Origin of the sequence: Avibacterium sp. 20-126 (assembly GCF_044358625.1) — a bacterium.
Classification (GTDB): Bacteria; Pseudomonadota; Gammaproteobacteria; order Enterobacterales; family Pasteurellaceae; genus Avibacterium.
Map to the genome: position 1 here is coordinate 881895 of NZ_CP091457.1, position 26054 is coordinate 907948.

19 protein-coding genes, 1 tRNA gene and 2 pseudogenes are annotated in these 26054 nt (G+C 39.2%); 15 read left to right on the forward strand and 7 right to left on the reverse strand.

Annotated elements, in window-relative coordinates; all coding sequences use genetic code 11:
- The first annotated feature begins 116 nt into the window (after positions 1-116).
- Positions 117-767, forward strand: a complete 651-nt coding sequence (gene grxB, locus L4F91_RS04070; RefSeq protein WP_395897442.1) for a glutaredoxin 2 — start codon at positions 117-119, stop codon at positions 765-767.
- A 228-nt stretch (positions 768-995) separates the two neighbouring features.
- Positions 996-2930, forward strand: coding sequence for a threonine--tRNA ligase (gene thrS, locus L4F91_RS04075; RefSeq protein ID WP_250350491.1), 1935 nt, complete (start codon positions 996-998; stop codon positions 2928-2930).
- A 78-nt stretch (positions 2931-3008) separates the two neighbouring features.
- Here thrS and L4F91_RS04080 read toward each other — a convergent pair whose 3' ends face one another.
- Complete coding sequence (locus tag L4F91_RS04080) at positions 3009-3347, reverse strand: winged helix-turn-helix transcriptional regulator (RefSeq protein WP_395897444.1); 339 nt, start codon at positions 3345-3347, stop codon at positions 3009-3011.
- A 150-nt stretch (positions 3348-3497) separates the two neighbouring features.
- On the opposite strand from L4F91_RS04080, the gene L4F91_RS04085 reads away from it, so the two are divergent.
- Complete coding sequence (locus L4F91_RS04085) at positions 3498-4124, forward strand: SDR family oxidoreductase (RefSeq protein ID WP_395897446.1); 627 nt, start codon at positions 3498-3500, stop codon at positions 4122-4124.
- A 208-nt stretch (positions 4125-4332) separates the two neighbouring features.
- Here L4F91_RS04085 and L4F91_RS04090 read toward each other — a convergent pair whose 3' ends face one another.
- Positions 4333-6567, reverse strand: coding sequence for a nitric-oxide reductase large subunit (locus L4F91_RS04090; protein ID WP_395897811.1), 2235 nt, complete (start codon positions 6565-6567; stop codon positions 4333-4335).
- Between the two features lie 363 nt (positions 6568-6930).
- On the opposite strand from L4F91_RS04090, the gene L4F91_RS04095 reads away from it, so the two are divergent.
- Positions 6931-7152, forward strand: a complete 222-nt coding sequence (locus tag L4F91_RS04095; protein WP_250350488.1) for a hypothetical protein — start codon at positions 6931-6933, stop codon at positions 7150-7152.
- Between the two features lie 325 nt (positions 7153-7477).
- Entirely contained in the window at positions 7478-8167 is a 690-nt protein-coding gene (aqpZ, locus tag L4F91_RS04100; RefSeq protein ID WP_250363162.1) for an aquaporin Z, read from the forward strand.
- An 86-nt stretch (positions 8168-8253) separates the two neighbouring features.
- Here aqpZ and L4F91_RS04105 read toward each other — a convergent pair whose 3' ends face one another.
- The 3 genes from L4F91_RS04105 to L4F91_RS04115 all read right to left on the reverse strand — a co-directional run bounded on the left by L4F91_RS04105 (position 8254) and on the right by L4F91_RS04115 (position 12403).
- Complete coding sequence (locus L4F91_RS04105; protein ID WP_250363161.1) at positions 8254-9912, reverse strand: bifunctional UDP-sugar hydrolase/5'-nucleotidase; 1659 nt, start codon at positions 9910-9912, stop codon at positions 8254-8256.
- A gap of 188 nt (positions 9913-10100) precedes the next feature.
- Entirely contained in the window at positions 10101-11312 is a 1212-nt protein-coding gene (locus L4F91_RS04110) for an aromatic amino acid transport family protein (protein ID WP_250350485.1), read from the reverse strand.
- A gap of 287 nt (positions 11313-11599) precedes the next feature.
- Complete coding sequence (locus tag L4F91_RS04115; protein ID WP_250350484.1) at positions 11600-12403, reverse strand: gluconate 5-dehydrogenase; 804 nt, start codon at positions 12401-12403, stop codon at positions 11600-11602.
- Positions 12404-12678: 275 nt separating this feature from the next.
- On the opposite strand from L4F91_RS04115, the pseudogene L4F91_RS04120 reads away from it, so the two are divergent.
- Together L4F91_RS04120 and L4F91_RS04125 are read left to right on the forward strand one after the other, a co-directional pair.
- Positions 12679-13660: pseudogene (locus L4F91_RS04120) on the forward strand (IS30 family transposase).
- A gap of 65 nt (positions 13661-13725) precedes the next feature.
- Positions 13726-14616 carry a hypothetical protein gene (locus L4F91_RS04125; protein ID WP_395897450.1) on the forward strand — a complete coding sequence of 297 codons (891 nt, stop codon included), beginning with the start codon at positions 13726-13728 and terminating at the stop codon, positions 14614-14616.
- 167 nt (positions 14617-14783) lie between these two features.
- Here L4F91_RS04125 and L4F91_RS04130 read toward each other — a convergent pair.
- Positions 14784-15724 (reverse strand): annotated as a pseudogene (locus L4F91_RS04130) (IS30 family transposase).
- A 373-nt stretch (positions 15725-16097) separates the two neighbouring features.
- Here L4F91_RS04130 and L4F91_RS04135 point away from each other — a divergent pair.
- The 8 genes from L4F91_RS04135 (at position 16098) to truB (ending at position 24559) form a co-directional block, all read left to right on the forward strand.
- Positions 16098-17540: an alanine/glycine:cation symporter family protein gene (locus L4F91_RS04135; protein WP_395897452.1), complete on the forward strand. Its 1443-nt coding sequence runs from the start codon at positions 16098-16100 to the stop codon at positions 17538-17540.
- 24 nt (positions 17541-17564) lie between these two features.
- Positions 17565-18293, forward strand: a complete 729-nt coding sequence (locus tag L4F91_RS04140) for a protein kinase family protein (protein ID WP_395897454.1) — start codon at positions 17565-17567, stop codon at positions 18291-18293.
- A gap of 81 nt (positions 18294-18374) precedes the next feature.
- Positions 18375-18451 (forward strand) — tRNA-Met (locus L4F91_RS04145).
- A gap of 121 nt (positions 18452-18572) precedes the next feature.
- Complete coding sequence (gene rimP, locus L4F91_RS04150; RefSeq protein ID WP_395897456.1) at positions 18573-19028, forward strand: ribosome maturation factor RimP; 456 nt, start codon at positions 18573-18575, stop codon at positions 19026-19028.
- 24 nt (positions 19029-19052) lie between these two features.
- The gene (gene nusA / locus L4F91_RS04155) at positions 19053-20540 is read left to right on the forward strand and encodes a transcription termination factor NusA (RefSeq protein WP_250350480.1); all 1488 of its coding nucleotides are present in this window, start codon (positions 19053-19055) and stop codon (positions 20538-20540) included.
- Between the two features lie 17 nt (positions 20541-20557).
- Positions 20558-23095: a translation initiation factor IF-2 gene (gene infB / locus L4F91_RS04160; protein ID WP_395897458.1), complete on the forward strand. Its 2538-nt coding sequence runs from the start codon at positions 20558-20560 to the stop codon at positions 23093-23095.
- 128 nt (positions 23096-23223) lie between these two features.
- Positions 23224-23640: a 30S ribosome-binding factor RbfA gene (rbfA, locus tag L4F91_RS04165; RefSeq protein WP_395897460.1), complete on the forward strand. Its 417-nt coding sequence runs from the start codon at positions 23224-23226 to the stop codon at positions 23638-23640.
- Positions 23633-24559, forward strand: coding sequence for a tRNA pseudouridine(55) synthase TruB (gene truB / locus L4F91_RS04170; protein WP_265778007.1), 927 nt, complete (start codon positions 23633-23635; stop codon positions 24557-24559). Before rbfA ends, truB begins: the two co-directional genes overlap by 8 nt.
- Positions 24560-24613: 54 nt before the next feature.
- Here truB and L4F91_RS04175 read toward each other — a convergent pair whose 3' ends face one another.
- Positions 24614-25636 (reverse strand): branched-chain amino acid aminotransferase, encoded by a 1023-nt coding sequence (locus tag L4F91_RS04175; protein ID WP_265778008.1) that lies wholly within the window; start codon positions 25634-25636, stop codon positions 24614-24616.
- Positions 25637-26054 lie beyond the last annotated feature (418 nt).

Genomic DNA, 26054 nt, shown 5'->3' on the forward strand with positions numbered 1-26054 from the left:
TCGTAAAGAAAATTGGCAAAATAATCTGTGATGAACATCAAGTTTTTTATTTGCGGATCAAAAAATTTGCGGTAAGGTAGCCTAGATTTACATAAATAATTTATTAAGGAGCAAAAATGAAGTTATACGTTTATGATCATTGTCCATTCTGCGTGCGTGCCAGAATGATTTTTGGCTTAAAGAATTTGCCCGTGGTAGAGCTAATGCTATTAAGTGATGATGAAGCAACGCCAGTTTCCTTGATTGGAAAGAAAATGGCGCCAATCTTGATTAAAGAAGATGGCACAGCAATGCCAGAAAGTTTAGATATTGTGCATTATGTGGATCAAAACTATGGCAATCGCTTGCTACTCGATGATGAGGTGCGTAGCGATCTGCAAGCGTGGATGAAAGCAGTCGGCAGTTATTATAATCATCTGCTATTGCCGCGTTTTGTGCAGTTAGGCTTGCCTGAATTTGCTACCCAAAGTGCGATGGATTATTTCGTGAAAAAGAAAACAGAAAGTATTGGTGATTTTGCTGAAAATCTTGCGAATTCTGCGCAATATATTGAAAAACTGCAACAAGATTTTACCGCTCTTGAACCATTGATTTTGTCAGAAAATGGGGTAAATAATCAGCTTTCGATGGAAGATATTTTGCTTTTCCCAATGTTACGCAACCTCACTTGTGTGAAAGGACTTGTTTTCCCGCCAAAAGTGAAAGCCTATGTGGAAACGATGGCTAGCTTATCACAAGTTGAATTATATTTCGATAAAGCCGTTTAGCGTTGTAAAACGCCGAGGAAAATCGGCGAGAAAGTTGGTTTTCAACGCAAAATAGCGTATGATCACTCGCTTAAATCGAAAGCTATACCAAAAGCGATTCGATAATAGAGAAAGCACAGTGCGGAAAATACATTGTAGGTATAACAAAGTGCGGTGCTTTTTTAGTTTATTTTTAATTTAATCAACAAGTTACCTCTCGTATGGGTAACCACTGTATAAGGATTTGATATGCCAATTATTACTTTACCCGATGGCTCACAACGCCAATTTGATAAACCCGTTACAGTGCTTGACGTTGCACAAGATATTGGTGCAGGTTTAGCCAAAGCGACTATCGCAGGGCGTGTGAACGGTGAACGCCGTGATGCGTGTGATCTGATTGATCAAGATGCCAAGTTAGAAATTATTACCGCCAAAGATGAAGATGGACTAGAAATTATTCGCCACTCTTGCGCGCATTTATTAGGACACGCGATTAAACAGCTTTTCCCTGATGTAAAAATGGCTATCGGGCCAACCATTGAAAACGGTTTTTATTATGATGTGGATTTAGACCGCTCTTTAACGCAAGAAGATCTTGACGCCATTGAAAAAAGAATGCTTGAACTAGCAAAAACCAATTATGATGTGGTGAAAAAACGCGTAACTTGGCAAGAGGCAAGAGATACTTTTGAACAACGTGGTGAGCCATATAAAATGGCGATTTTAGATGAAAATATCGAAAAAACAGCCACCCCAGCGCTATATCACCACGAAGAATATATTGATATGTGTCGTGGCCCACACGTACCAAATATGCGTTTCTGTCATCATTTCAAATTACAAAAAGTGGCAGGCGCATATTGGCGTGGCGATAGCAAAAACAAGATGTTACAGCGTATTTACGGCACAGCGTGGGCGGATAAAAAACAACTTGCCGCCTATTTGCAACGTTTAGAAGAAGCAGCAAAACGCGATCATCGTAAAATTGGTAAAGCGCTTGATCTTTATCATATGCAAGAAGAAGCACCGGGTATGGTGTTCTGGCATAATGACGGTTGGACGATTTTCCGTGAGCTTGAAACTTTCGTGCGTACTAAATTAAAAGAGTACGATTATCAAGAAGTGAAAGGACCATTTATGATGGATCGTGTTTTATGGGAAAAAACAGGGCATTGGCAAAACTATGGTGATTTAATGTTCACCACCTCATCAGAAAACCGTGAATATGCCATTAAACCAATGAACTGTCCCGGACACGTGCAAATCTTCAATCAAGGCTTAAAATCTTACCGTGATCTGCCAATTCGTATGGCGGAATTTGGTTCTTGTCATCGTAACGAACCGTCAGGTTCATTGCACGGATTAATGCGTGTGCGTGGTTTTACCCAAGATGATGCACATATTTTCTGTACGGAAGATCAAATTGAAAGCGAAGTAACCAGTTGTATCCGTATGGTTTATGATATTTACAGTACGTTTGGTTTCAATAATATCCAAGTGAAACTTTCTACGCGTCCAGAGAAACGCATTGGTTCTGATGAAATGTGGGATCAAGCAGAGCAAGGTCTAGCAAATGCCTTAAAACACAATGGCTTAGAATACGAAATTCAAGAAGGTGAGGGCGCATTTTACGGGCCTAAAATTGAATTTGCTCTGCGTGATAGCCTTGATCGTGAATGGCAATGTGGCACAATCCAGCTTGATTTTGCTTTACCGGGTCGTTTAAATGCGTCTTATGTTGCGGAAGACAATGATCGCCGAACTCCAGTAATGATTCACCGTGCGATTCTAGGTTCGTTAGAGCGTTTTATCGGCATTATCACCGAAGATTACGCGGGTTTCTTCCCACCTTGGCTTGCTCCAACTCAGGCTGTGGTGATGAATATTACCGATAGCCAAGCGGATTATGTAAAAGAGGTGGTGAAAGCCCTTTCTGATGCGGGCTTGCGTGCTAAAGCAGATTTACGCAACGAGAAAATTGGCTTTAAAATCCGTGAACATACCTTAAAACGCGTACCTTATATGTTAGTTTGTGGCGATAAAGAAATTGCCGAAGGCAAAATCGCCGTGCGTACTCGTAAAGGGGCTGATTTAGGTACATTCACCATCGCAGAATTTACTGAAATGCTGAAACATCAAGTGAAAAACCGAGAATTGAAATTGCTTGGTGAGCAAGAGTAGAAAACCGCACTAAACATTACAGCAAAAATCACCGCACCTTTAAGTATTTTACTTAGTGCGGTGGTTTTTTTTGAGATTTTATCTATTTTGATATTTTTGCCGATAACTCTCTCCCCACATAGCCATTGCATCAAGCACGCTTTTTAGGCTTATTCCGTCTTCTGTAAGAGTATATTCCACCCGTGGTGGCACTTCCGCATAGACTTTTCGCGTTAATAACCCTTGGCTTTCCATTGCCCTTAAATTAGCAGTTAGCACTTTTTGTGAGATGCCGTTTAAGGTTTTTTTCAATTCACCAAAACGCTTTGTGCCAGATAATAATTCACGAATAATCAATACACGCCAACGTTCACTCATCATCATTAATGTGATTTCCACTTCACAATCGGGTAATTTTTTATCTGTTTCTTTCAACATTTTTCCTTATTTTTCAATATGAGTTTCTTTTAAGTAACTACCGCACTTTTGGGTGCTTACTTTCTTTTTATTTTCTAAAGAGATATTATCACGCTCAACAAAAACGTAACAGAACTATTTTTAGTTATCATTAAACAAGGAGAAAGAAAAATGAAACTGGCAGTAATTGGCGCAAATGGTAAAGCAGGGCGTTTGATTGTCGCAGAAGCGGTAGCACGCGGTTTTGATGTAACTGCGGTGGTTCGCAATGAAAATCACAGCAGCGCACAAAATATACTGAAAAAAGATTTGTTTGATTTAACCAACGCAGATCTTGCAGGATTTGATGTGGTTATTGATGCTTTTGCCGCGTGGACACCTGAAACATTGCCACAGCATAGCAGCTCTTTAGCCCATTTATGTGATATTTTGGCAGGAACAAATGTTCGCTTGCTCGTTGTGGGTGGCGCAGGTAGCCTTTATATTGATGATAGCTTAACGGTGCAACTTGTGGATACGCCAGATTTCCCCGTTGAATATAAATCGTTAGCCCAAGCAATGGCAAAAGCGTTAATGGAATTGCGTAAACGTGATGATGTGAAATGGACATACATTAGCCCAGCGGCGGTTTTCGATCCTGAAGGCAAGAAAATGGGGCATTATCGTTTAGCGGGTGAAATTTTTACGCTAAATGAACAAGGTGAAAGCTATGTGAGCTATGCTGATTATGCCATTGCGATGATTGATGAAGCAGTAAAAGGGGAGCATATCCGTCAGCGTATTTCTATTTTTTCGTAACTTATAAGTCAATCATTTTGTCATTTGAGTTTAGAATAAGATAACAGCGCCGTTATAAAAAGCAGTGCAGGAGATAGCCTTTTAGCATCAGACGATGGCATATAATGAAAGTGCGGTCAAAAAAATGAAAATTTTTGACCGCACTTGATTTTTGATGAAGTCTCATCATTCCTCTTTATAAGCAGAGGAACAGCAAGAGGTTAGCGACTTATTTTTGTTTTGCAAACACCATTTTCACCATTTGCCAGAAGAAAGCTAATGCCCCTAAGCCGAAGATAACATCGCCTACCATACGCACCCAGCGTAAGGTAACAAAAAGTTCTTGTTGCATAAAGGCTTCGCCACGCGCATACCATAACCCGTGTACCATATTAGCGTGAGCTTGAATAACACCAATTGGTAGTAGACTTGAGATAATCATTACAACTAAACCCAGATTTAAACTCCAGAAACCAAATTTCATCAATTTATCATCAAATTGGTGGGTTGGGCGTAAGTAACGTACGATTAAGAATACAAATCCTAAGGCAAGGAAACCATAAACACCAAATAAGGCGGCGTGTGCGTGTACTGCTGTGGTGTTTAACCCTTGAACATAGTAAAGCGAGATAGGTGGGTTGATTAAGAAGCCAAACACACCCGCCCCTAACATATTCCAGAATGCAACAGCTACGAAGCAATAGATTGGCCATTTTAAACGTTCCATCCAAGGGGCTTTTTGTTGCATAGACCAATGTTCCCAAGCCTCATAACCGAGTAAAACTAAGGGAACAACTTCTAATGCAGAGAATGAAGCACCTACCGCAATAATAGGGGTGGTTGCTCCAGCAAAGTAAAGATGATGGAAGGTGCCGGGGATACCACCAATAAGGAAAATCGAGGCAGAAGCAATCGTGGAAACGGTTGCTGTGCGGCGTGAAACAAGCCCTAAACTGACAAAAATAAAGGATAGTGCGGCAACCGAGAATACTTCAAAGAACCCTTCCACCCAAAGATGCACAACCCACCAACGCCAATATTCCATTACAGATAAGTGAGTATGTTCTCCGTAAAAGAGGGCTGGCCCATAGAATAGCCCGATTGCAATGACAGAAGCAAAGAACAACGCGAGTAAATTTTTATCTCCCGGCTGTTTAAACGCATTGATTGTGCCACGTAGCATTAGCACTAGCCAGAACAAAATACCGGCATATTTTATCGCTTGCCAGAAACGTCCTAGGTCAATAAATTCGTACCCTTGATGACCGAACATAAAGCTTAATTCTTTTGGAATTTGATGTGCAATGGCTAAATAACTTCCGGTAAAGGAACCGACAACCAATACGACTAATGCCCAAAAGAGGATATCTACGCCTAATTTTTGATATTTTGGATCTTTACCGCCATTGATAATTGGGGCTAGGAATAATCCGCCCGCTAAAAATGCCATAGCAATCCAGAACAACGCACTTTGTACGTGCCAAGTACGAATGAGGGAATAGGGAAGGTAATCTGATAATGGAATACCATAAAAATCCTGACCTTCAACCGTATAGTGTGCGACGATAGTCCCAAACGTAACCTGTGCAATAAATAACGCCACAACCGTAAATAAATATTTACCAAGCGCTTTTTGTGAAGGGGTGAGTTGAATTTTAGTTAGCGGATCAACAGCATCAGGAATTGGATCTTTCTCATCTTCTTTTTTCTTAAATGCCCACACCCAAACCATCATACCAATGCCTAAAATCAGGAAGACAACACTGGCAATAGACCACATAATATTTTCTGCGGTTGGCACATTATTAATGAGTGGTTCGTGTGGCCAGTTATTGGTATAAGTTGCCTCTGTATTTGGACGATTCGCCGAGGCAGTCCAAGCTGTCCAGAAGAAAAATTTTGTTAAATCTTGACGATCTGCTAATACGGGCAAGGTGTTATCTTTCATCGCAAAATGATCGCGAGTGAGTTTGAACTGCGGATCATCACCATATAGCGAAATATAATATTGTGCTGTTTTTTCAATGGCTTGCTGACGTGTATCAGATAATTGTACAACACCATTTTCGACTTTGCTGCCTCGATATTCACGAGTAAGACGCGCTTGTAAAATGGCTTTTTGATCGTCATTTAATTGATCAAAATTTTTACCAAATTCTTTTTGTGCTGTAATATCTAACCAGTTGGTCAATTCACGATGTAACCAGTCAGCCGTCCAATCAGGCGCTTGATATGCACCGTGTCCCCAGATTGAGCCAAGTTGCATTCCCCCAGTCGTTTGCCAAGCAGTTTGACCTTGCAAAATATCATTTTTAGTAATCAGGGTCTCACCATTTTCATTGATGTATTTTTCAGGAATAGGCGGTGCTTCCCGATAAATATCTACCCCAAAATAACCCAGAATAGAAAATGCCCCGATAAGCACAACGATCAACGTGTACCAGAGCTTTTTATATTGCCCCATAATCAATTCTCCATACATAAAAATAGAATAAACCATAGCAATCGCATTGCTATTGTGTGCTAAGGATAAATGGTTATTTCTTTACAAAAAATAACACTCAACCTTAAATATCGTATTAATACCCGACTAATTTTATCAACTATTTTATGTGTGCGTGATCTAAATGCGATTTTCTTGTCTTAGATCAAAATTTATTAGCCACTTTTTGACAGCAGGCTTCCATTATGGCAAGTTTGACATTTATTGAGATAAGAAAGATTTTGCATCGCATTTTTTCAGAATAGTGCTAAAATTTTCTGTGTTACAGCAATCTTTAGGCTAGTACACCATTATTTTGATATTGATTTATAGAAGGAAAAGTTTATGAGTACATTAACGATTACATTTACAACAACCCGCATTTTCGCTCACGATTTAGTTTCTGAACTATTAAATATCGGTGCGGTATCGGCAGAAGAAACGAAACAAAAAGGCGAAGATGTAGCAGAAGTTGTTGCCGTTTTCGGTGAGAATGTTGAGGCACAAGATGTTATCGCGGCTTTAGCAGAATCAGGCATCACCAACATTCCTTATGTGGTGAGCTAAGAATAAAAAACCTGTTTATGCAAGTAAGCAGGTTTTTTTAGTTTTGTTATAGAATCTAATGAAGCGTGAATTTACTCTCCACTAATTTGGTTTATGGTGGAAGCCTCCTAGAAGATTGTCGGCTTGCGTTTCCTGTATTTATATAAAGTTTAACCTCTTCATTTTTACCCTTTAAAAAATATTATATGTCAATAAATTTTAATTTATTGTAAAGCCCTTTTTTACATAAGTTTACGCAACCTTTTATTTTTCTTTATGACTAATCCAATGTTAGGCGATATGCCTACTTATTTTATTATTTAATTTAACTTATAGGACTCAAAAAATGAAAAAACTGTTTGCTGAATTTTTCGGAACATTTTGGCTTGTGTTAGGAGGCTGTGGCTCAGCTGTGTTGGCGGCGGCATTTCCTGAACTTGGGATTGGTTTTGCAGGTGTTGCATTGGCATTTGGTCTCACCGTTTTAACAATGGCATTTGCGGTGGGGCATATTTCAGGTGGACATTTTAATCCAGCTGTTACATTAGGCTTAGTGGCGGGTGGACGTTTCCACGCTAAAGAGGCATTTGGCTATATTATTGCTCAAGTTATCGGCGGGCTTTGTGCTGGTGCGGTACTTTATGGGATAGCTTCAGGTAAAGCTGGGTTTGATGTCACAGCAAGTGGCTTTGCTTCAAATGGTTTTGGAGAACATTCACCCGGTGGTTATTCTTTAACGGCAGTTATTCTTGCGGAAATCGTTTTAACCGCATTTTTCTTAATTGTGATTCACGGCGCAACAGATAAACGTGCTTCAGCGGGGTTTGCACCTATTGCAATTGGCTTAGCCCTCACAATTATCCACTTGGTTTGTATTCCTGTGTCCAACACATCGGTAAATCCTGCGCGTTCTACTGCAGTAGCGTTATTCCAAGGCACTTGGGCTATTGAGCAGCTATGGGTATTCTGGCTTGCGCCTATCGTAGGTGGAATTATTGGTGGTGTAATTTATCGTACATTATTAGAACAAGAGTAACTCACAAACTTAGGCGGCTAGAATTGGCCGCCTTTTATTTTTACTCAAAAGTTGGAAAATTTTAACCGCACTTTATATTTTGTATTTTAGTCTAATCCAATAATTTTCCAACGATTGTGGCTTTTTCCTTCAATTTTTCCTTGTTTCACTTCGCGGATATAATTCATCATCATATTTTGAATTGTGCCATTTTCCTGTCCTAATGCCACTTTAGATTCCCATAATAATGGAATTTGTTGTCCTTCAAAAATTCCGCCTTTTTTGATTAATTGTCCAAAACGATAAGAATTCATTCCCACTTTAAGTTTCATTTCATCAGTCACTGGACGACCATCAGCCAAACGAAGGTTTACAATTTTATGACCTTGCTGGTTACGCAAATCAATTTGATAATTTACGCCACCAAATAAATCAAAAGTAACGTATTTAGATTTAGCTCGTTTGGTATTATAGCGATAGATTTTATCACCCGGTTCAAGGGTATCAAAATAATCTGCAGACCATTCCATATATTGTTTGAGTTGTTTTCCTGTCATCTCATAAACGCTAACATCGCCGCCAGCATAGCGATAATTGTAAATAATGTCTTTTTTCTTAATATCTCCTTTTTCTAGGCGAACTTTCTGATGATCAAAAGCAAAGGAAACAACATCCGCTTGGCTATAATATTGTTCTACATCGTGGATAAAAGAAGATAACCCCGTATCTTGAGAAAAAGCAAAAGAGACGCCATAATTTTCACCTTGAGGTACCATGGTATTTTCTGTTTGACCAATAATCACATTATTTAAACGGCGTAATTCATCGTGGTAAGGTTGATAAATTTTAATAATATTTTCATCAGCTTGGAAATCTTTTACTGGCACTGTTTTTGCTGTTTTATTTATCAGCTTTACGTGAGCGTTCTTAATGTCAAAGGTAAGATCTACTTCTGAAACGACAGTGCCATAACGATGAGGTTCTGTAATCAATGTATCCTTAATAGTTACGTGAGGAATATTTTTATGCATATGTCCTGCAATAATCACATCAATGCCATCTACTGCATTGACAAGATCAGCAACTCCCGTATCTGGAATGTTATTTTCATTTTCAATGCCCATATGAGCTAAAACCACAATCGCATCAACCCCTTTCTGTTTTAATTGGGTAATTTGTTTTTTGGTTTCTTCAATTGGGGAAGTAAAAATCATTTGATCGAGATAGCCTGTGTCTAGCTCAAAAGTGGCAGACATTGGCGTAGTCAATCCAATTACACCTATTTTTACCCCATCTTTTTCAATTATCGTCGTTGGTGTAAGATAACGGCGACCATTTTTATAGTAAAAATTTGCCGTTAGCTTTTGCGCCCTTATATCTTTTAGGATTTCATCTAATGCGGTCATACCAAAATTGAATTCGTGATTGCCTAGAATGAAAATATCATATTTCATTTGATTAAGTATTTTAGGAATAGGATGATTTTTATAATACTCAGGTGTTTTTGCGAATACTTCTACTTGATTATCTTGAATCGCATCACCAATATCTACCAGAACAACATTAGGATTTTTTTTGCGGACTTCATTTACATAAGTGGAAATTTGAGCATAAGAACCTGAATAGTCGGCAATATCTGCGCCATAACTCCAAGGTACAACTCTACCATGTACGTCTGAAGTACCTAAAATTTTGATATTTACCTCTTTCGCAACAGCAATACTTATAGAAGAAAGAGTAAGAATAGTGGTGAGAAGTTTTTTCATCGTGTCTCCTAGTAATATGAATAAAAGCTGACTAAATTTTGGCAAAAACATAGAAGATTATCAATAGGTTAAATATTTTATTAGTTGGTAAGGACAAAGTTTGGAGGGGATTGCTCGTGTGAAAGTCAGTCGCTACTTTTAAGGAAAAGCCGATCTTATGATCGGCTTAGATAAAATTTTCGGTTAAATTAACCAATCACTTTCGGTAAATAACCCGCTTGGATTAAAAATGGGACATTCATAATTAATAATCCTAATAACAAGGCAATAAATAAGCTTATATTTCCACCTAGTACACGGTATGGCATATCAGGATAGCGTTTCCGTGCTTGCCAAGCCATTCCAACGGGCAACACTAAACCATAGAAAGTAAACATTTGTCCTGCATAACCTAAGGCAGCAATAAAGCCATCTGGATAGAATAAAGCAAAAGCAAGTGGTGGAATAAAAGTTAGTAAACCAAGTTGGATGCGATTTGCTTTGATGTTTACACGTTTTAATAAATCGTCTAAGCAGTCAAACAGTGATAATGCCACGCCAAGGAAAGAGGTAACTAATGCAAGGGTTGAGAATGTTCTTACCGCACCGCTAATTAATGAACTCCCTGTCGCTTGGAAGGTAGCATTGATTAACCCATTTAGTGTGGGATCATTATTTACAATTTGCACAAATTCAGATTGTGGGAAAACGCCGTGCGTTGCCATTTGCCATAAAATATAAGCCACTAATGGGATTGCTGTCCCTCCAATAATGGCAATACGTAAACGGCGAATATCACCATCTAAGTATTTGTTTATGCTTGGAATAATCACGTGGAAACCAAATGAGGTGAAAAATACAGGGCTTGCAGAAATGATTAAGAAATCTTTTAATGGCATTGCAAGCAAGTTATCCGTTGTAACTAGCGGTAACATCATACCTAATACAAGTAAAAATGCCGCAAGTTTAATTAAGAAGAGTAAGCGTGTTAGCGCATCAACTGCGCCTGTACTAATCACGATAAAGACACCTAATACCAGCGTAAATAAAACGATGGATACAGAAGTGGCGTTATCCCCTAAAAATGGCATTAGCCCAGCAAGTAATGAACCACCGCCTGTAACATAAGCGGAAAGAATAGCATACATAAAAATAACAAGGGAAAGGGTAGCAAGTACACGCCCAGCGATACCGAAATATTGCTCAGCTAGTGTCGCAATCCCTGCATCTTTGCGTTCCGCTTTTTGATACACTTCAACAAATAATAATGCGCTGTAAGAAAGTAAAATCCAAAGTGCGAATAATAATGCAAGGGTATAACTAAAGCCCATCTCTGCCGAGGTGAGAGGCATTGCTAGCATTCCTGCACCTATTGTCGTTCCTGCGACAAGTAAGGCACTGCCAAATGTCTTATTTTTCATAATATTTTCCTGATTAAGTTTAGTAAAAGTGCAGTAGATTTTATCGTATTTTTATTGAAATGTAATTATATTTTTACATAGTGTTTTTATTTCTTTACAAGTGAGTTGTGAGGGAATTGCTAATGTAATATTGAGAAGAGGTAGGAAAATATCTTTCCGTGTCAAATTGTTTTTTCTTTGTATTTAACAATGGGGGCTTACTGAATGCGTTATTTTCTTTTGTTACTTATAAAATGTAGAAGATCACTTCCGATCTTCTACATTCAACCAAAACTAAGCAGCAAGTTTTACGGCTGTTTACCAATATATGCCAAGATACCGCCATCAACGTATAAAATATGACCATTGATGAAGTTTGAGGCATCAGAAGACAAGAATACTGCCGCACCTGCGAGATCTTCTGGCGTACCCCAACGCGCTGCAGGTGTTTTAGCGATGATGAATTGATCGAATGGGTGGCGAGAGCCGTCAGGTTGTCTTTCGCGTAATGGTGCTGTTTGTGGTGTGGCGATATAACCTGGGCCGATCCCGTTACATTGAATATTTGCTTCACCAAATTCTGAACAGATGTTTTTGGTGAGCATTTTTAATCCACCTTTGGCGGAGGCATAACCCACCACAGTTTCACGGCCTAATTCACTCATCATTGAGCAGATATTGATGATTTTACCGTGTCCTTTTTTAATCATTGAAGGTAATACGGCTTTTGACATAATGAATGGGCCAGTCAGATCGATGTCGATAATTTTACGGTAGTCTGCGGCGGTGGTTTCTAGCATTGGGATACGTTGGATAATCCCCGCATTGTTTACTAAAATATCAATCACGCCCACTTCGTTTTCAATTTTAGCGACGTGTTCTTTTACCGCATTTTCGTCTGTTACGTCAAATAAATAACCCTGTGCATCAATGCCTGCTTCTTTATAGGCAGCGAGACCTTTTTTGAGGTTTTCTTCGTTTACATCATTGAATACAATTTTTGCGCCTGCCTGACTGAGTGCTGACGCGATAGCAAAGCCGATACCGTATGATGCCCCTGTAACTAAGGCTATTTTACCTTTTAATGAGAATTGTTCTAAAATATTTGACATAGTTGCTCCTTAAACTCCTTAAAATGAGGTTGTCATTGAAACTTATTGTTGGGTTTTTGATTTTAAAATTATTAAACCATTATTTCAATTTTATTATAGCGGATTATGAGAAATAGAATGTGATGTAGTTCACATTTTTGTGAATTGCACCGAATTTTTATGCCTTATGAGATTTTTGATCTTGAATTTAAAATCTAACTGCAACAAATAAAAAAGTGTTCATAAGGAAATCAACAATAATTTGTTTAGCACAACAAAATTACTAATGAGAACTTATGAACACCTACAAACATCTTACAGTTTGTGAACGCGAAAAGATAATGGTTTTTCACGCATTAGACAAAACGATTACACAAATTGCCCAGCGATTACAGCGACATAAATCGACTATTTCACGAGAATTGAAGCGCTGTCAGGGCGAATATGCGACATTATCGGCTCAAGAACACTATCAACAACAACGGGTAGAATGTAAACCCAAGCGAAAGTTAGCCGACCCGAGATTGTTTAATTTTGTTAAGCAAAAGTTCTTACAAGAGAATTGGTCGCCAGAGCAGATTGCCGCCCGTTTGAAATACGAACAAAGCGCGCTTTCTATTAGCTTTGTCAGCATTTACCGAGGGATTTATGCCGGGTGGTTTGATGAGAAAGGGCTATCGCACGGGGCAAGAGGGGCGATTCGGAAACTCCGTCATCGCGGGAAAAAGCGGCATACCAATGACTATGTGGAAAAACGCGGAAAAATCCCAATTAGTCATCATTTAACCGAACGACCAAGCGAAGCCGAAGCACGAAGCCGTTTAGGTGATTGGGAAGCAGATACAGTGTTGGGCGCAGCAGGCAAAGCCTGTTTATTGACTTTGACAGATAGAAAAAGCCGTTTTTCCCTCGTCAGAAAACTGCCTGCAAAGCGAGCAGAAAGCGTTTGCTAAGGCAATGAGTGAAGCCTTGCACAATCAGCCTTTAGAGAGCATTACCCCAGATAGAGGGAAAGAATTTGCAAAACATCAGCAGGTAACGGAACGACTTCAGGTTGAATTTTACTTTCCATTGCCCCACCAACCTTGGCAAAGAGGAACAAATGAAAACACGAACGGTTTACTGAGGGGGTATTTTCCGAAAGGTCAAGACATTACACCCTTTTCAGAAGCACAAATACAAACCGTGGTCGATAAATTAAATCACCGACCACGCAAATGTTTAAACTGGAAAACGCCTTATGAAGTTTATTTTGATAAAGTGTTGCAGTTAGTTTGACAATCCAAGCTTCATCAGATTAAATATTAAGAATAAAATTTAACTCTACACAATAAGGATGAAGTATGAATAGTACATCAGAAACCAATGAGGCAGCAAGTCTTGTTGACTCTTTAGAAAAAGAAATACAAGAAGCCAAAAACGATGGTAAAACATATCTAGAAGTACCAATAGAAAATTTAATATATATTTTTGAGAATTTAAATGAAGAAACTAAAAATAATATTTTTAGATTACAATATCACTATATAGAATTTATGTTAAAATTATCTTTTTTTAATTATATTAATAATCAACCAATACTACAACTAGAAACTTCTAGTTATCAAAATCCTAAAGAAAAATATAGCTTTTATTCTTTCTTAAGAATTAATATTAGCAATATTGTATACAGATACTATGATAAAAATTTCTTAACAAATGTAAATAAATTGGACGCAATACTAAAAGAACATAAAGAACAAGAAACAAAAAATATGAAAGCTGCTACGGATGAAACACTAAAAAATTTAGAAAATTTATCTAAAAGAGAAAACTGTACCTATTTCATAACATTAATTTTTCTAGTATTATACATGCTGGGGATCGTAGTAGTATTAGCTAAATTCAATTACCTTTTCAAAGATATTAATTTATTGATTTTATACCCTATGATAATTATATCATTTACATTCTTTATATACCTAATTAAATTACATTCTGCTGCAAATAGAATTAGATATGACTATAAATTTAAATATGATACATTTAAAATTTTTTTATATAGTCATAATTGGATTGGTAATAAGATAAACAAAGAGGAAGATAAAAATCAAGCTAGAAAAACGATAATTACAAATTTAATGAAAACACTATCTGATAATCCTATAAGATTAATATCTAACCAAAATAATGAATTACCAGTAGAACAAATAATATCTGCAGTAAAAGATACAATAAATGGAAAATCTAAATAGGCTTTAATATTGTATCCACTACCAATTGAATTAAGATACAACCACTTTCAAGCCGTTTCTAACGGCTTTTTTATATCTAAAACTTGAGGTAATTATAAAACGTAATTGGGATTTAATTAGAAAAATCCTTATCTATCTAGAAGAAAAAGATTTTGATACTTGGATTGTCAAACTAACTGCAACACTTTATCAAAATAAACTTCATAAGGCGTTTTCCAGTTTAAGCATTTGCGTGGTCGGTGATTTAATTTATCGACCACGGCTTGTATTTGTGCTTCCGAAAAGGGGGTAATGTCTCGACCTTTCGGAAAATACTCCCTTAGTAAACCGTTCGTGTTTTCATTTGTTCCTCTTTGCCAAGGTTGGTGAGGCAATGGAAAGTAAAATTCAACTTGAAGTCGTTCCGTTACCTGCTGATGTTTTGCAAATTCTTTCCCTCTATCTGGAGTAATGCTCTCTAAAGGCTGATTGTGCAAGGCTTCACTCATTGCCTTAGCAACGCTTTCTGCTCGCTTTGCAGGCAATTTTCTGACGAGGGAAAAACGGCTTTTTCTATCCGTCAAGGTCAATAAACAGGCTTTTCCTGCTGCGCCCAATACCGTATCCGCTTCCCAATCGCCTAAACGGCTTCGCGCCTCGGCTTCGCTTGGTCGTTCGGTTAAATGATGACTAATAGGGATTTTCCCGCATTTTCCATATAGTCATTGGTATGCCGCCTTTTCCCACGATGGCGGAGTTTCCGAATAGCCCCTCTTGCCTCGTGTGATAATCCTTTCTCATCAAACCACCCTGCATAAATCCCTCGATAAATACTGACAAAGCTAATAGAAAGCTCGCTTTGTTCGTATTTCAAACGAGCGGCAATCTGCTCTGGCGACCAATTCTCTTGTAAGAACTTTTGCTTGATGAAATCAAACAATCTCGGGTCGGCCTTTCGCTTGGGTTTACATTCTACCCGTTGTTGTTGATAGTGTTGATAGTGTTCTTGAGCTGATAATGCCGCATATTCGCCCTGACAGCGCTTCAATTCTCGTGAAATGGTCGATTTATGTCGTTGTAATCGCTGAGCAATCTGGGTGATTGTTTTGCCTAATGCGTGAAAAACCATTATCTTTTCGCGTTCACAAAGTGTAAGATGTTTGTAGGTATTTATAAGTTCTCATCAGTGATTTTGTTGGGCTAAACAAATTATCGTTGATTTCCTTATGAACACTTTTTTATTTGTTGCAGTTAGATTGTAAATTCAAGATAAAAAATTGAGTAAATAATCAGCGATTTTATTTTTGAACTCTACTTTTTGTTTAATCTCTCCTCACTCTTTTTTGTCAGTGAATTAAATGTTGAATAATAAAGTGCGGTAATTTTTTTAAAAGTTTTTAAAAATAGAAGATTTTTTAATTTTTTATTCTCTTTTTTATCCTAATTGTTCTCTCTTTATATAAAATCTATTAGAATGCAGTCTTTCATTATGAGGAGAAATTATGATTGAGCAAATTATCAGCAACGTGGAACACGCCTTAACGTGGTTTGTCGAAACATTTGATGGCCCTCTTTGGGATATTACCGTAATTACCCTTTTAGGTGTCGGCATTTTCTTTACCGTGACAACGGGGTTAGTGCAGTTACGTTTATTTCCACAAAGTTTACGTGAAATGTGGTTTGGGCGCGCTTCTACGGGGGATTCTTTAACACCCTTTCAAGCCTTTGCAACAGGGCTTGCGAGCCGTGTGGGCGTAGGGAATATTGGTGGTGTTGCCACAGCAATTGCGATTGGTGGTGAAGGCGCGGTGTTCTGGATGTGGGTAACGGCGTTGATCGGTATGTCTAGCGCAGTGGCAGAGTCGTCTCTTGCTCAATTATATAAATTAAAAGATAAAGATGGAGTGAGCCGCGGTGGACCTGCTTATTATATTGTGCAAGGCTTAAAATCTCGCTGGCTGGCGGCGTGCTTTGCCATTGCGTTAATCTTTACCTTTGGTTTTGCCTTTAATGCGGTGCAGTCTAATGCCATTGTTGAAGCAACAGGTAATGCGTGGAAATGGAATCCAAATTACGTAGGAATTGGCTTGGTGATTTTAACTGCTTTAATTATTTTTGGTGGGGTGAAACGTATTGGTAAAGTATCGGCTCGTATTGTACCGATAATGGCACTGTTCTATTTAATTATGGCGGTAATCATTATGGGAATGCATATTGAAATGATCCCAGCTGTGATTGCTAACATTGTGCATAGTGCCTTCTCTTTTGATGCAATGGCTGGCGGTATGTTTGGGGCGATTTTCTCTAAAGCAATGCTAATGGGAATTAAACGTGGTTTATTTTCTAACGAAGCAGGTATGGGATCGGCGCCAAATGCGGCGGCCACTGCGGATGTTAAGCACCCTGTGAGCCAAGGGTTAATTCAAATGCTTGGCGTGTTTGTTGATACCATTATTGTGTGTTCTTGTACGGCTATCATCATTTTGCTATCAGACAATTACGGTGGTGAAACGCTGAAAAGTATTTCTCTTACGCAAAACGCTTTACAATATCACGTGGGTGAATTTGGTTTGCATTTCCTTGCTTTTATCTTATTGCTATTTGCATTTTCTTCTATTATTGGTAACTATGCCTATGCAGAAAGTAATATCCGTTTCCTCAAAAATCGCCCTGTAGTGGTGTTTCTTTTCCGCTTAGTGGTGCTATTTTTCGTGTACTTTGGCGCAGTGAATTCAGGGAATGTGGTATGGAGCTTCGCTGATACGGTAATGGCCGTGATGGCATTAATTAACTTGGTGTCTATCGTGTTGCTTTCCCCGATTGTTTGGACGTTATTAAAAGATTATCAACGCCAAATTAAAGCAGGCATTCGTGAGCCAGAATTTAAAATTAAAGAGCATCCAGAGCTTCTTAAACGTGGCGTAAATCCAGATGTTTGGAAATAATTATTGATGTAAGTATGAGGTTGTTTGATGTCAGCACAACACATTGAATTTCAAGAAAAGGTGCAAGCCTTGCTAAAACAGCATAAAGGTGAGCGAATTATTAGCTTTGAATATGAAAATCAGCGCTACTGGCTCAAACAACCTGAACAACTTAAAGGTGTTTGGCGTTTACTTAAACCGCAACCCAAAAAAGCTTTTCAAAATGAATTGAACACCTTGCAGTTTTTAGCCGAAAAAAAAGCACCCGTGCCACAATTAATGGCATTTGGCGAAGATTTTTTAGTGCTAAAAGATGCGGGTAAGACTATCAGCTATTGGGTGGATAAACCTGATCTCAGTTCAATACAGAAGCTGGCTATTTTGGAAGATGGGGTAAAAGCCTTAACGGATTTGCATAAGAAAGGTTTGGTTCACGGTCGCCCAGCGCTACGTGATATGGCGTGGCACGAAGGCAAGGTACAGTTTATTGATTTTGAATCCCGTTCTAATCAGACGAATTTAAATTGGCAAAAAGTACGAGATAGCCTTATTTTTATTCATAGTCTTGGGCGTTCAGATAGCATTTCTGATGAGCAAATGCGTTTAACCATTGAGAAATATCAACAATATTGTGAACCTGATATTTGGCAACGAACGGTTTCTGTTTTGCGAAAAAACCGTTGGCTGTATCATTTATTGTTACCTTTTAAGCCTATTGCAAGAATGGATCTTATTGCGATTTATCGTTTATTTGAAAATACCTTAAACAACTAAGTGCGGTGCTTTTTTACAAGTTTTTTTGATAAAGCCTTGCTATTTGTTTTTCTATAGGTATAATACGCCACATATTTCGGACGCGGGGTGGAGCAGCTTGGTAGCTCGTCGGGCTCATAACCCGAAGGTCGTTGGTTCAAATCCAGCCCCCGCAACCAATTCATAGAAAGTTCAGTAAAAAGAACCCCAATTTTGGGGTTTTTTTGTACGAGCAATTTAGATGTAGAACTGGGCTGATAGCCCTTTTTTTACGTCCTAATTTTGTGTAGGAGGCGTTAATTGGCAACATTAGAAGAAAAATTATCTGATTTACTCAAAGATTCTGTACAGGATTTAGGCTGTGAACTTTGGGGTATCGAATGCCAGCGTATGGGAAGATTTTTAACCGTGCGTTTATATATTGATAAAGAAGGTGGCGTAACCGTTGATGATTGTGCTGATGTGAGCCGTCAGGTCAGCGCGATTTTAGATGTGGAAGATCCGATTGCGGATAAATATAACCTTGAAGTCTCTTCACCGGGGCTTGATCGTCCATTATTTACCTTAGCGCAATATGCTCGCTTTATTGATCAAGAGATTATCGTGCATTTACGTATTCCTGTATTAGAACGCCGTAAGTGGCAAGGAAAATTATCGCATATTGAAAATGATATGCTGACGTTAATGGTTGATGGGCAGCCTCAAGTATTGGTATTTGGTAACATTCAAAAAGCCAATGTAGTACCTAAATTTTAAGTTTATGTAGGAAGAAAAGAAAAAATGAGTAAAGAGATTTTATTAGCTGCGGAAGCAGTATCAAATGAAAAATTGTTACCTCGTGAGAAAATTTTTGAGGCTTTAGAAAGTGCGATTGCTCTCTCTACGAGAAAAAAATATGAACAAGAAATTGATGTGCGTGTAGTGATCGATCCAAAAACGGGTGAATTTGATACATTCCGTCGCTGGTTAGTGGTGGATGAAGTAACCAATCCAACAAAAGAAATCACCCTTGAAGCGGCACAATTTGATGATCCAAATGTGCAAGTTGGGGATTATGTGGAAGATCAAATTGAATCTGTGGCGTTTGATCGTATTACAATGCAAACCGCACGCCAAGTGATTAGTAGCAAAATCCGTGAAGCGGAGCGTAATAAAATCGTTGAGCAATTCCGTTCTAATGAGGGCGAAATTGTGACGGGAACGGTGAAAAAAGTAAACCGTGAAAATATTATTTTAGATTTAGGTCAGCAAGCGGAAGCGGTGATTTTGCGTGAAGATATGTTACCACGCGAGAATTTCCGCCCGGGCGATCGTGTGCGTGGTGTGTTATACCGTGTTAGCCCAGAAAGCAAAGGCGCACAGCTTTTTGTTACCCGTGCAAAACCTGAAATGATTATCGAATTATTCCGCATTGAAGTGCCAGAAATCGGTGAAGAGCTGATTGAAATCAAAGGTGCAGCACGTGATCCGGGTTCGCGCGCTAAAATTGCTGTAAAAAGCAATGATAAACGTATTGATCCTGTTGGGGCTTGTGTCGGAATGCGCGGTTCACGCGTGCAGGCAATTACCAATGAATTAGGCGGAGAGCGTGTTGATATTGTGTTATGGGATGACAATCCAGCTCAGTTTGTGATTAATGCAATGGCACCGGCGGATGTGACGTCTATTGTTGTTGATGAAGATAATCATTCTATGGATATTGCGGTTGAAGCGGAAAACTTGCCACAAGCCATCGGACGTAATGGACAAAATGTACGTCTAGCCAAACAACTGACAGGTTGGACATTAAATGTAATGACCACAGAAGAACTTAATGAAAAACATCAAGCAGAAGATAATAAAGTGCTTAAACGCTTTATTGAGGCATTAGAAATTGATGAAGAATTTGCCCAAATCCTTGTAGAAGAAGGGTTCACTAGCTTAGAAGAACTTGCTTATGTTCCAGTTAATGAATTAACCGCAATTGATGGGTTAGAAGATGAAGATCTTGTTGAGGAATTACAAACTCGAGCTAAAAACGCCTTGACTGCTGCGGCATTAGCGGAAGAAGAAGCGTTAAAACAAGCGCATATTGAAGATAAATTATTAAATCTTGAAGGAATGAACCGCCATCTTGCGTTCAAATTAGCAGAAAAACAAATCACGACCTTAGAAGAATTAGCGGAACAAGGTGTGGATGATTTAGCCGATATTGAAGAATTAAGTGCCGAACAGGCCGCAGATTTAATTATGGCGGCACGTAATATTTGTTGGTTCAGTGAAGAATAAAGAAGGGTGTAAAAACTATGGTAGATGAAGTCAAAAAATCGGATGCACCGAAAAAATTAAGCATACAACGCCGTACTAAAACTACGGCAAATACCACCACAAGTACCGGTAAAAATAAAACGGTACAAGTAGAGGTACGCAAAAAACGCACTGTTCCAACAGAAGCAGCAATTCGTGCGGAAGAAGAGGCTCGCTTAAAAGCAAAACAAGAAGCGGAAAAGAAAGCGGCAGAAAAAGCGAAAAAAGAAGCACAAGAAAAAGCAAAATTAGAGGCAGAAAAAGCGAAAAAGGCAGCAGAAGACAAACGTCTTGCAGAACAGAAAGCACAAGAACAAACAGAAAAATCAGCTAAAGTTGCAAATACTAAAGCGATTGATCAAGAAAAAGAACGTCTTAAAGCCGAAGAAGCAGAACTTCGCCGTAAAGCAGATGAATTAGCTCGTCAAAAAGCAGAAGAGCAAGCACGTAAAGCGGCAGAAGAAGCGAAACGCTATGCGGATTTAGCAAGTGCGGATGAAAAAAATGAAATTTCTGAAGATTATTCAGATTATCATCTGACTTCAAGCTATGCGCGCGAAGCAGAAGACGAAGAAGAGCGCCGCAATGAAAATCGTGGTCGTGGTAAAAATAAAGTTGCCAAAGCGAAAAAAGGCGGACGTGAAGACGACAACAACAAAAATGAGCGTGAATCAAATCGTCGTAATCAAAAAGACATTAAAGGTGGCAAAGGCGCGAAAGGTAAGCAAGGCAAAAAAGGTAGTAGCTTACAACAAGGCTTCACCAAGCCAGCTGCACCAGTAAACCGTGATGTGGTGATTGGGGAAACCATTACCGTCGCGGAACTTGCGAACAAAATGGCAGTGAAAGCCACTGAAATCATCAAAACAATGATGAAAATGGGCGAAATGGTTACCATTAACCAAGTGATCGATCAAGAAACAGCACAGCTTGTAGCCGAAGAAATGGGACACAAAGTGATCCTACGTAAAGAAAATGAGCTAGAAGAATCCGTATTAGGCGATCGTGATGTGAATGCTGAAAAAGTAAATCGTGCGCCAGTAGTAACCATTATGGGACACGTTGATCACGGTAAAACTTCCTTACTTGACTACATTCGTAAAGCCAAAGTGGCAGCTGGCGAGGCAGGCGGGATTACCCAACACATTGGTGCTTACCACGTTGAAACAGATGATGGCAAAATGATCACTTTCCTTGATACCCCGGGACATGCCGCCTTTACCTCAATGCGTGCGCGTGGTGCAAAAGCAACGGATATCGTCGTGCTTGTGGTTGCCGCAGATGATGGCGTGATGCCACAAACCATTGAAGCAATCCAACACGCAAAAGCAGCCGGTGTGCCAATCGTTGTGGCGGTGAATAAAATTGATAAGCCTGAAGCAAACCCAGATCGCGTCGAACAAGAGTTGTTGCAACACGAAGTAATTGCAGAAAAATTTGGTGGCGATACCCAGTTTGTTTATGTTTCTGCGAAAAAAGGAACAGGGGTGGATGAATTACTTGAAGCCATCTTATTACAATCTGAAGTGTTAGAACTCAGTGCCGTGAAAGACGGAATGGCAACTGGGGTGGTGATTGAGTCATATCTTGATAAAGGCCGTGGTCCAGTGGCAACCATCTTAGTTCAATCAGGAACATTACGCCGTGGTGATATTGTGCTTTGTGGTTTTGAATATGGCCGTGTACGTGCAATGCGAGATGAAAATGGTAAAGACATTTCAGAAGCAGGCCCATCAATTCCAGTGGAAGTATTAGGCTTATCTGGTGTGCCATCTGCGGGTGATGAAGCCACTGTGGTACGTGATGAGAAAAAAGCCCGTGAGGTGGCACTATATCGTCAAGGTAAATTCCGTGAAGTGAAATTAGCCCGTCAGCAAAAAGCGAAGTTGGAAAATATGTTCAGCAATATGGCAGAAGGCGATGTGGCAGAATTGAACGTTATTGTCAAAGCAGATGTTCAAGGTTCGGTAGAAGCGATCGTTCAAGCCTTACAAGAGCTTTCAACCGCAGAAGTGAAAGTGAATGTCGTTGGTTCTGGCGTGGGCGGAATTACTGAAACCGATGCAACTTTAGCTGCGGCATCTAATGCGATTATTGTTGGTTTTAACGTTCGTGCCGATGCGTCAGCACGCCGTATCATTGAAAATGAAAATATTGATTTGCGTTATTATTCTATTATTTATGAACTACTTAACGAAATCAAAGCAGCGATGAGCGGTATGTTACAGCCTGAATTTAAGCAAGAAATTATCGGTCTTGCAGAAGTGCGTGATGTATTCCGTCATCCGAAATTTGGTGCAATCGCAGGTTGTATGGTTACCGAAGGTGTGGTGAAACGTAATAACCCAATCCGTGTATTACGTGATAACGTGGTGATCTTTGAAGGGGAATTGGAATCTCTCCGCCGTTTCAAAGATGACGTCGCAGAAGTGCGTAATGGAATGGAATGTGGTATTGGCGTGAAAAACTACAACGATGTGAAAGTTGGTGACCAAATTGAAGTCTTTGAAGTGGTTGAAATTAAACGCTCAATTTAATGAATGAGAAAGTGCGGGTGTTTTTATCCGCACTTTTACTTAACACAATAAATGGGATAGGCTTTTCGTCACAGGTTACACCTTAAGCGAGGCAAGCATTATCCTCTTTTTATTTATAGGAAAAGGAAATGGCAAGAGAATTTAAACGCTCAGATCGCGTAGCACAAGAATTACAAAAAGAAATTGCAGTCATTTTACAGCGTGAAGTCAAAGATCCTCGTATTGGAATGGTTACCGTTTCTGATGTAGAAGTGTCGCGCGATTTGGCTTATGCAAAAGTTTTTGTAACTTTTTTATTTGATCAAGATGAAAGTATTATTGAAAGTGGAATGAAAGGGTTAGAAAAAGCTGCACCTTATATTCGTTCATTATTGGCGAAAGCGATGCGTTTACGGATCGTTCCTGAGTTACGTTTTATTTATGATCAATCTTTGGTCGAAGGAATGAGAATGTCTAACTTGGTGAGTGAAGTGATTCGTGATGATGAAAAACGCCACCAGCCAGAACCGCATAACCAAGAAGATGTCGACAAAAATAATGAGTAGAGCAAAAAATAAAGGTCGCCATATTCACGGAATTTTTTTGTTAGATAAGCCACAAGGGGCAAGTTCTAACCAAATTATGCAACAAGTGAAACGGCTTTTTCAGGCAAATAAGGCAGGGCATACAGGGGCGTTAGATCCCCTCGCTACGGGGATGTTGCCCATTTGTTTAGGTGAGGCGACCAAGTTTTCGCAATATTTGCTTGATTCTGATAAGCGTTATTTGGTCACCGCGAAATTGGGGGAACGTACAGATACCTCTGATGCAGATGGACAAGTGGTGCAACATCGAGAAGTGCGGGTGGAAATCTCAGAAATTTTGACCGCACTTGATCAATTTCGTGGCGAGATTATGCAAGTGCCGACAATGTTTTCAGCCTTGAAACATCAAGGGAAACCGCTATATGAATATGCGCGAGCAGGCATTACCGTGGAACGTGAACCACGTCCCATCACCATTTTTGAACTGAAATTTATTGATTACCAAGCTCCTTATTTAACGCTGGAAGTACATTGTTCTAAAGGCACTTATATTCGCACTTTAGTTGATGATTTAGGTGAAGTGTTAGGTTGTGGCGCACACGTAACGATGCTTCGCCGCCTTGCGGTGGCGGATTATCCGCAGCAAGCGATGATGCGCTTAGAAGATCTTAACGCCTTAAGCGAACAGCAGGATTTAAGTTTGCTAGATCAGCATTTATTACCTATCGACAGTGCGGTGAAATCCTTACCCGCTTTGCTTTTAACTGCTGAGCAAAGCCGAGCCGTAGGCTTTGGGCAACGTGTGAAGTTTGATAATCCCCAACAGATTTACGGACAGGTGCGGTTATTTTCTGATAAACATCAGTTTTTAGGTGTGGCAGAAGTGGATAAAAATAACGTTATCCGACCAAGCCGAATGGTCGCATTAGATTTATTATAAAGATTAAAGGGGCAAACGCCCCTTTTTTATTTGTCTTGATTTTATTTGGAAAATTTATTCCACTTTAACAATCCAACCTTCAGGCGCTTCAATATCACCAAATTGAATGCCGGTCAGTTCGTTATAAAGACGTTGGGTGATTTCGCCAACTTCTGTTTCTGAATAGAAAACGTGGAAGTCATCGCCATATTGAATTCCGCCAATTGGCGTAATCACTGCCGCTGTTCCACAAGCCCCAGCTTCTTTGAATTGGTCTAATTCATTAATATAAATATCCCCTTCAAGGGTGTCTAAGCCAAGACGTTCTTTTGCCAAATAGAGCAGAGAATATTTCGTGATACTTGGTAAAATTGATGGGGAAAGCGGGGTAATAAACTTATTATCTTTCGTGATACCAAAGAAATTTGCTGAACCCACTTCTTCAATTTTAGTGTGAGTGGCGGGATCAAGATAAATACAGTCACTAAAGTTACGCTGTTTGGCTAATTTGCCCGGATAAAGGCTTGCTGCATAGTTTCCACCCACTTTAGCCGCGCCAGTACCTTGTGGGGCTGCACGATCGTAGCCAGAAACAATAAAATTAGTCGGTTTCATTCCACCTTTGAAATAGGCACCGACAGGACAACAGAAAATAGAAAAGATGTATTCTTTTGCAGGGGTTACGCCTACATTATCTCCCACGCCAATCACAAATGGACGTAAGTAAAGTGTTGCTCCTGTGCCGTAAGGGGCAAGCCAAGATTGATTCGCTTTGACAACTTGTTTACAGGCATCAATAAACATTTCAACAGGGACTTCAGGCATGAGTAAACGTTGGCAACTTTTTTGCATTCTTAAGGCATTTTGATCTGGACGGAAAAGATTAATTGAGCCATCTTTACAGCGATATGCTTTTAACCCCTCAAAGCATTGTTGGCCATAATGTAATGCGGTTGATCCCTCGCTAATATGAAGCACATTATCTTGGGTGAGTTCCCCTTTAGACCATTCTCCGTCTTTCCAGTGAGCAATATAACGATAATCTGTTTTGATATAGCCAAAACCAAGATTTTGCCAGTCAATGTTTTTTAGTGTCATTTTATTTCCTTATTAATGATGTTGTTACAACAGAATGGTTTTAATCTACACCATTATTTAAAACTTGCAACAATAAAAGTGCGGTTATTTTTGAATTTATTTTTTCTTAGAAAAAATACGATGTCTTCTGTACGGCTAACAAGGAAATCTATTTCGAGGAAAAGTGAAACTGTGGTAGGATCTCGCACATAAAAAAACACCGCTCAATTGAGCGGTGTCTAACCTAATTAGGTCAAAAAAATATACAGGAAGTGAAATGAGTAACTAATCAGTTACTCTGTTCGGTTTCCCGAACTATGCAAACACAACATCATACTTAAGTCGAAACTCTTAACCAATAAGGAATTACCAATCATTAAGTATGTGCGTATTGTAGTGAGATGTACGGACGAGAACAAAGGATATTTTTTTATTCCTT

Excerpts from the sequence above, each read along its gene's own strand:
- L4F91_RS04085 (WP_395897446.1), top strand. The coding sequence starts at position 3,498 with ATGAAACTGGCAGTAATTGGCGCAAATGGTAAAGCAGGGCGTTTGATT.
- nusA (WP_250350480.1), top strand. The coding sequence starts at position 19,053 with ATGAGTAAAGAGATTTTATTAGCTGCGGAAGCAGTATCAAATGAAAAA.
- rbfA (WP_395897460.1), top strand. The coding sequence starts at position 23,224 with ATGGCAAGAGAATTTAAACGCTCAGATCGCGTAGCACAAGAATTACAA.
- L4F91_RS04095 (WP_250350488.1), top strand. The coding sequence starts at position 6,931 with ATGAGTACATTAACGATTACATTTACAACAACCCGCATTTTCGCTCAC.
- grxB (WP_395897442.1), top strand. The coding sequence starts at position 117 with ATGAAGTTATACGTTTATGATCATTGTCCATTCTGCGTGCGTGCCAGA.
- L4F91_RS04110 (WP_250350485.1), bottom strand. The coding sequence starts at position 11,312 with ATGAAAAATAAGACATTTGGCAGTGCCTTACTTGTCGCAGGAACGACA.
- L4F91_RS04125 (WP_395897450.1), top strand. The coding sequence starts at position 13,726 with ATGAATAGTACATCAGAAACCAATGAGGCAGCAAGTCTTGTTGACTCT.
- truB (WP_265778007.1), top strand. The coding sequence starts at position 23,633 with ATGAGTAGAGCAAAAAATAAAGGTCGCCATATTCACGGAATTTTTTTG.
- aqpZ (WP_250363162.1), top strand. The coding sequence starts at position 7,478 with ATGAAAAAACTGTTTGCTGAATTTTTCGGAACATTTTGGCTTGTGTTA.
- L4F91_RS04080 (WP_395897444.1), bottom strand. The coding sequence starts at position 3,347 with ATGTTGAAAGAAACAGATAAAAAATTACCCGATTGTGAAGTGGAAATC.
- L4F91_RS04115 (WP_250350484.1), bottom strand. The coding sequence starts at position 12,403 with ATGTCAAATATTTTAGAACAATTCTCATTAAAAGGTAAAATAGCCTTA.
- L4F91_RS04105 (WP_250363161.1), bottom strand. The coding sequence starts at position 9,912 with ATGAAAAAACTTCTCACCACTATTCTTACTCTTTCTTCTATAAGTATT.
- infB (WP_395897458.1), top strand. The coding sequence starts at position 20,558 with ATGGTAGATGAAGTCAAAAAATCGGATGCACCGAAAAAATTAAGCATA.
- thrS (WP_250350491.1), top strand. The coding sequence starts at position 996 with ATGCCAATTATTACTTTACCCGATGGCTCACAACGCCAATTTGATAAA.
- L4F91_RS04135 (WP_395897452.1), top strand. The coding sequence starts at position 16,098 with ATGATTGAGCAAATTATCAGCAACGTGGAACACGCCTTAACGTGGTTT.
- L4F91_RS04090 (WP_395897811.1), bottom strand. The coding sequence starts at position 6,567 with ATGGGGCAATATAAAAAGCTCTGGTACACGTTGATCGTTGTGCTTATC.
- L4F91_RS04175 (WP_265778008.1), bottom strand. The coding sequence starts at position 25,636 with ATGACACTAAAAAACATTGACTGGCAAAATCTTGGTTTTGGCTATATC.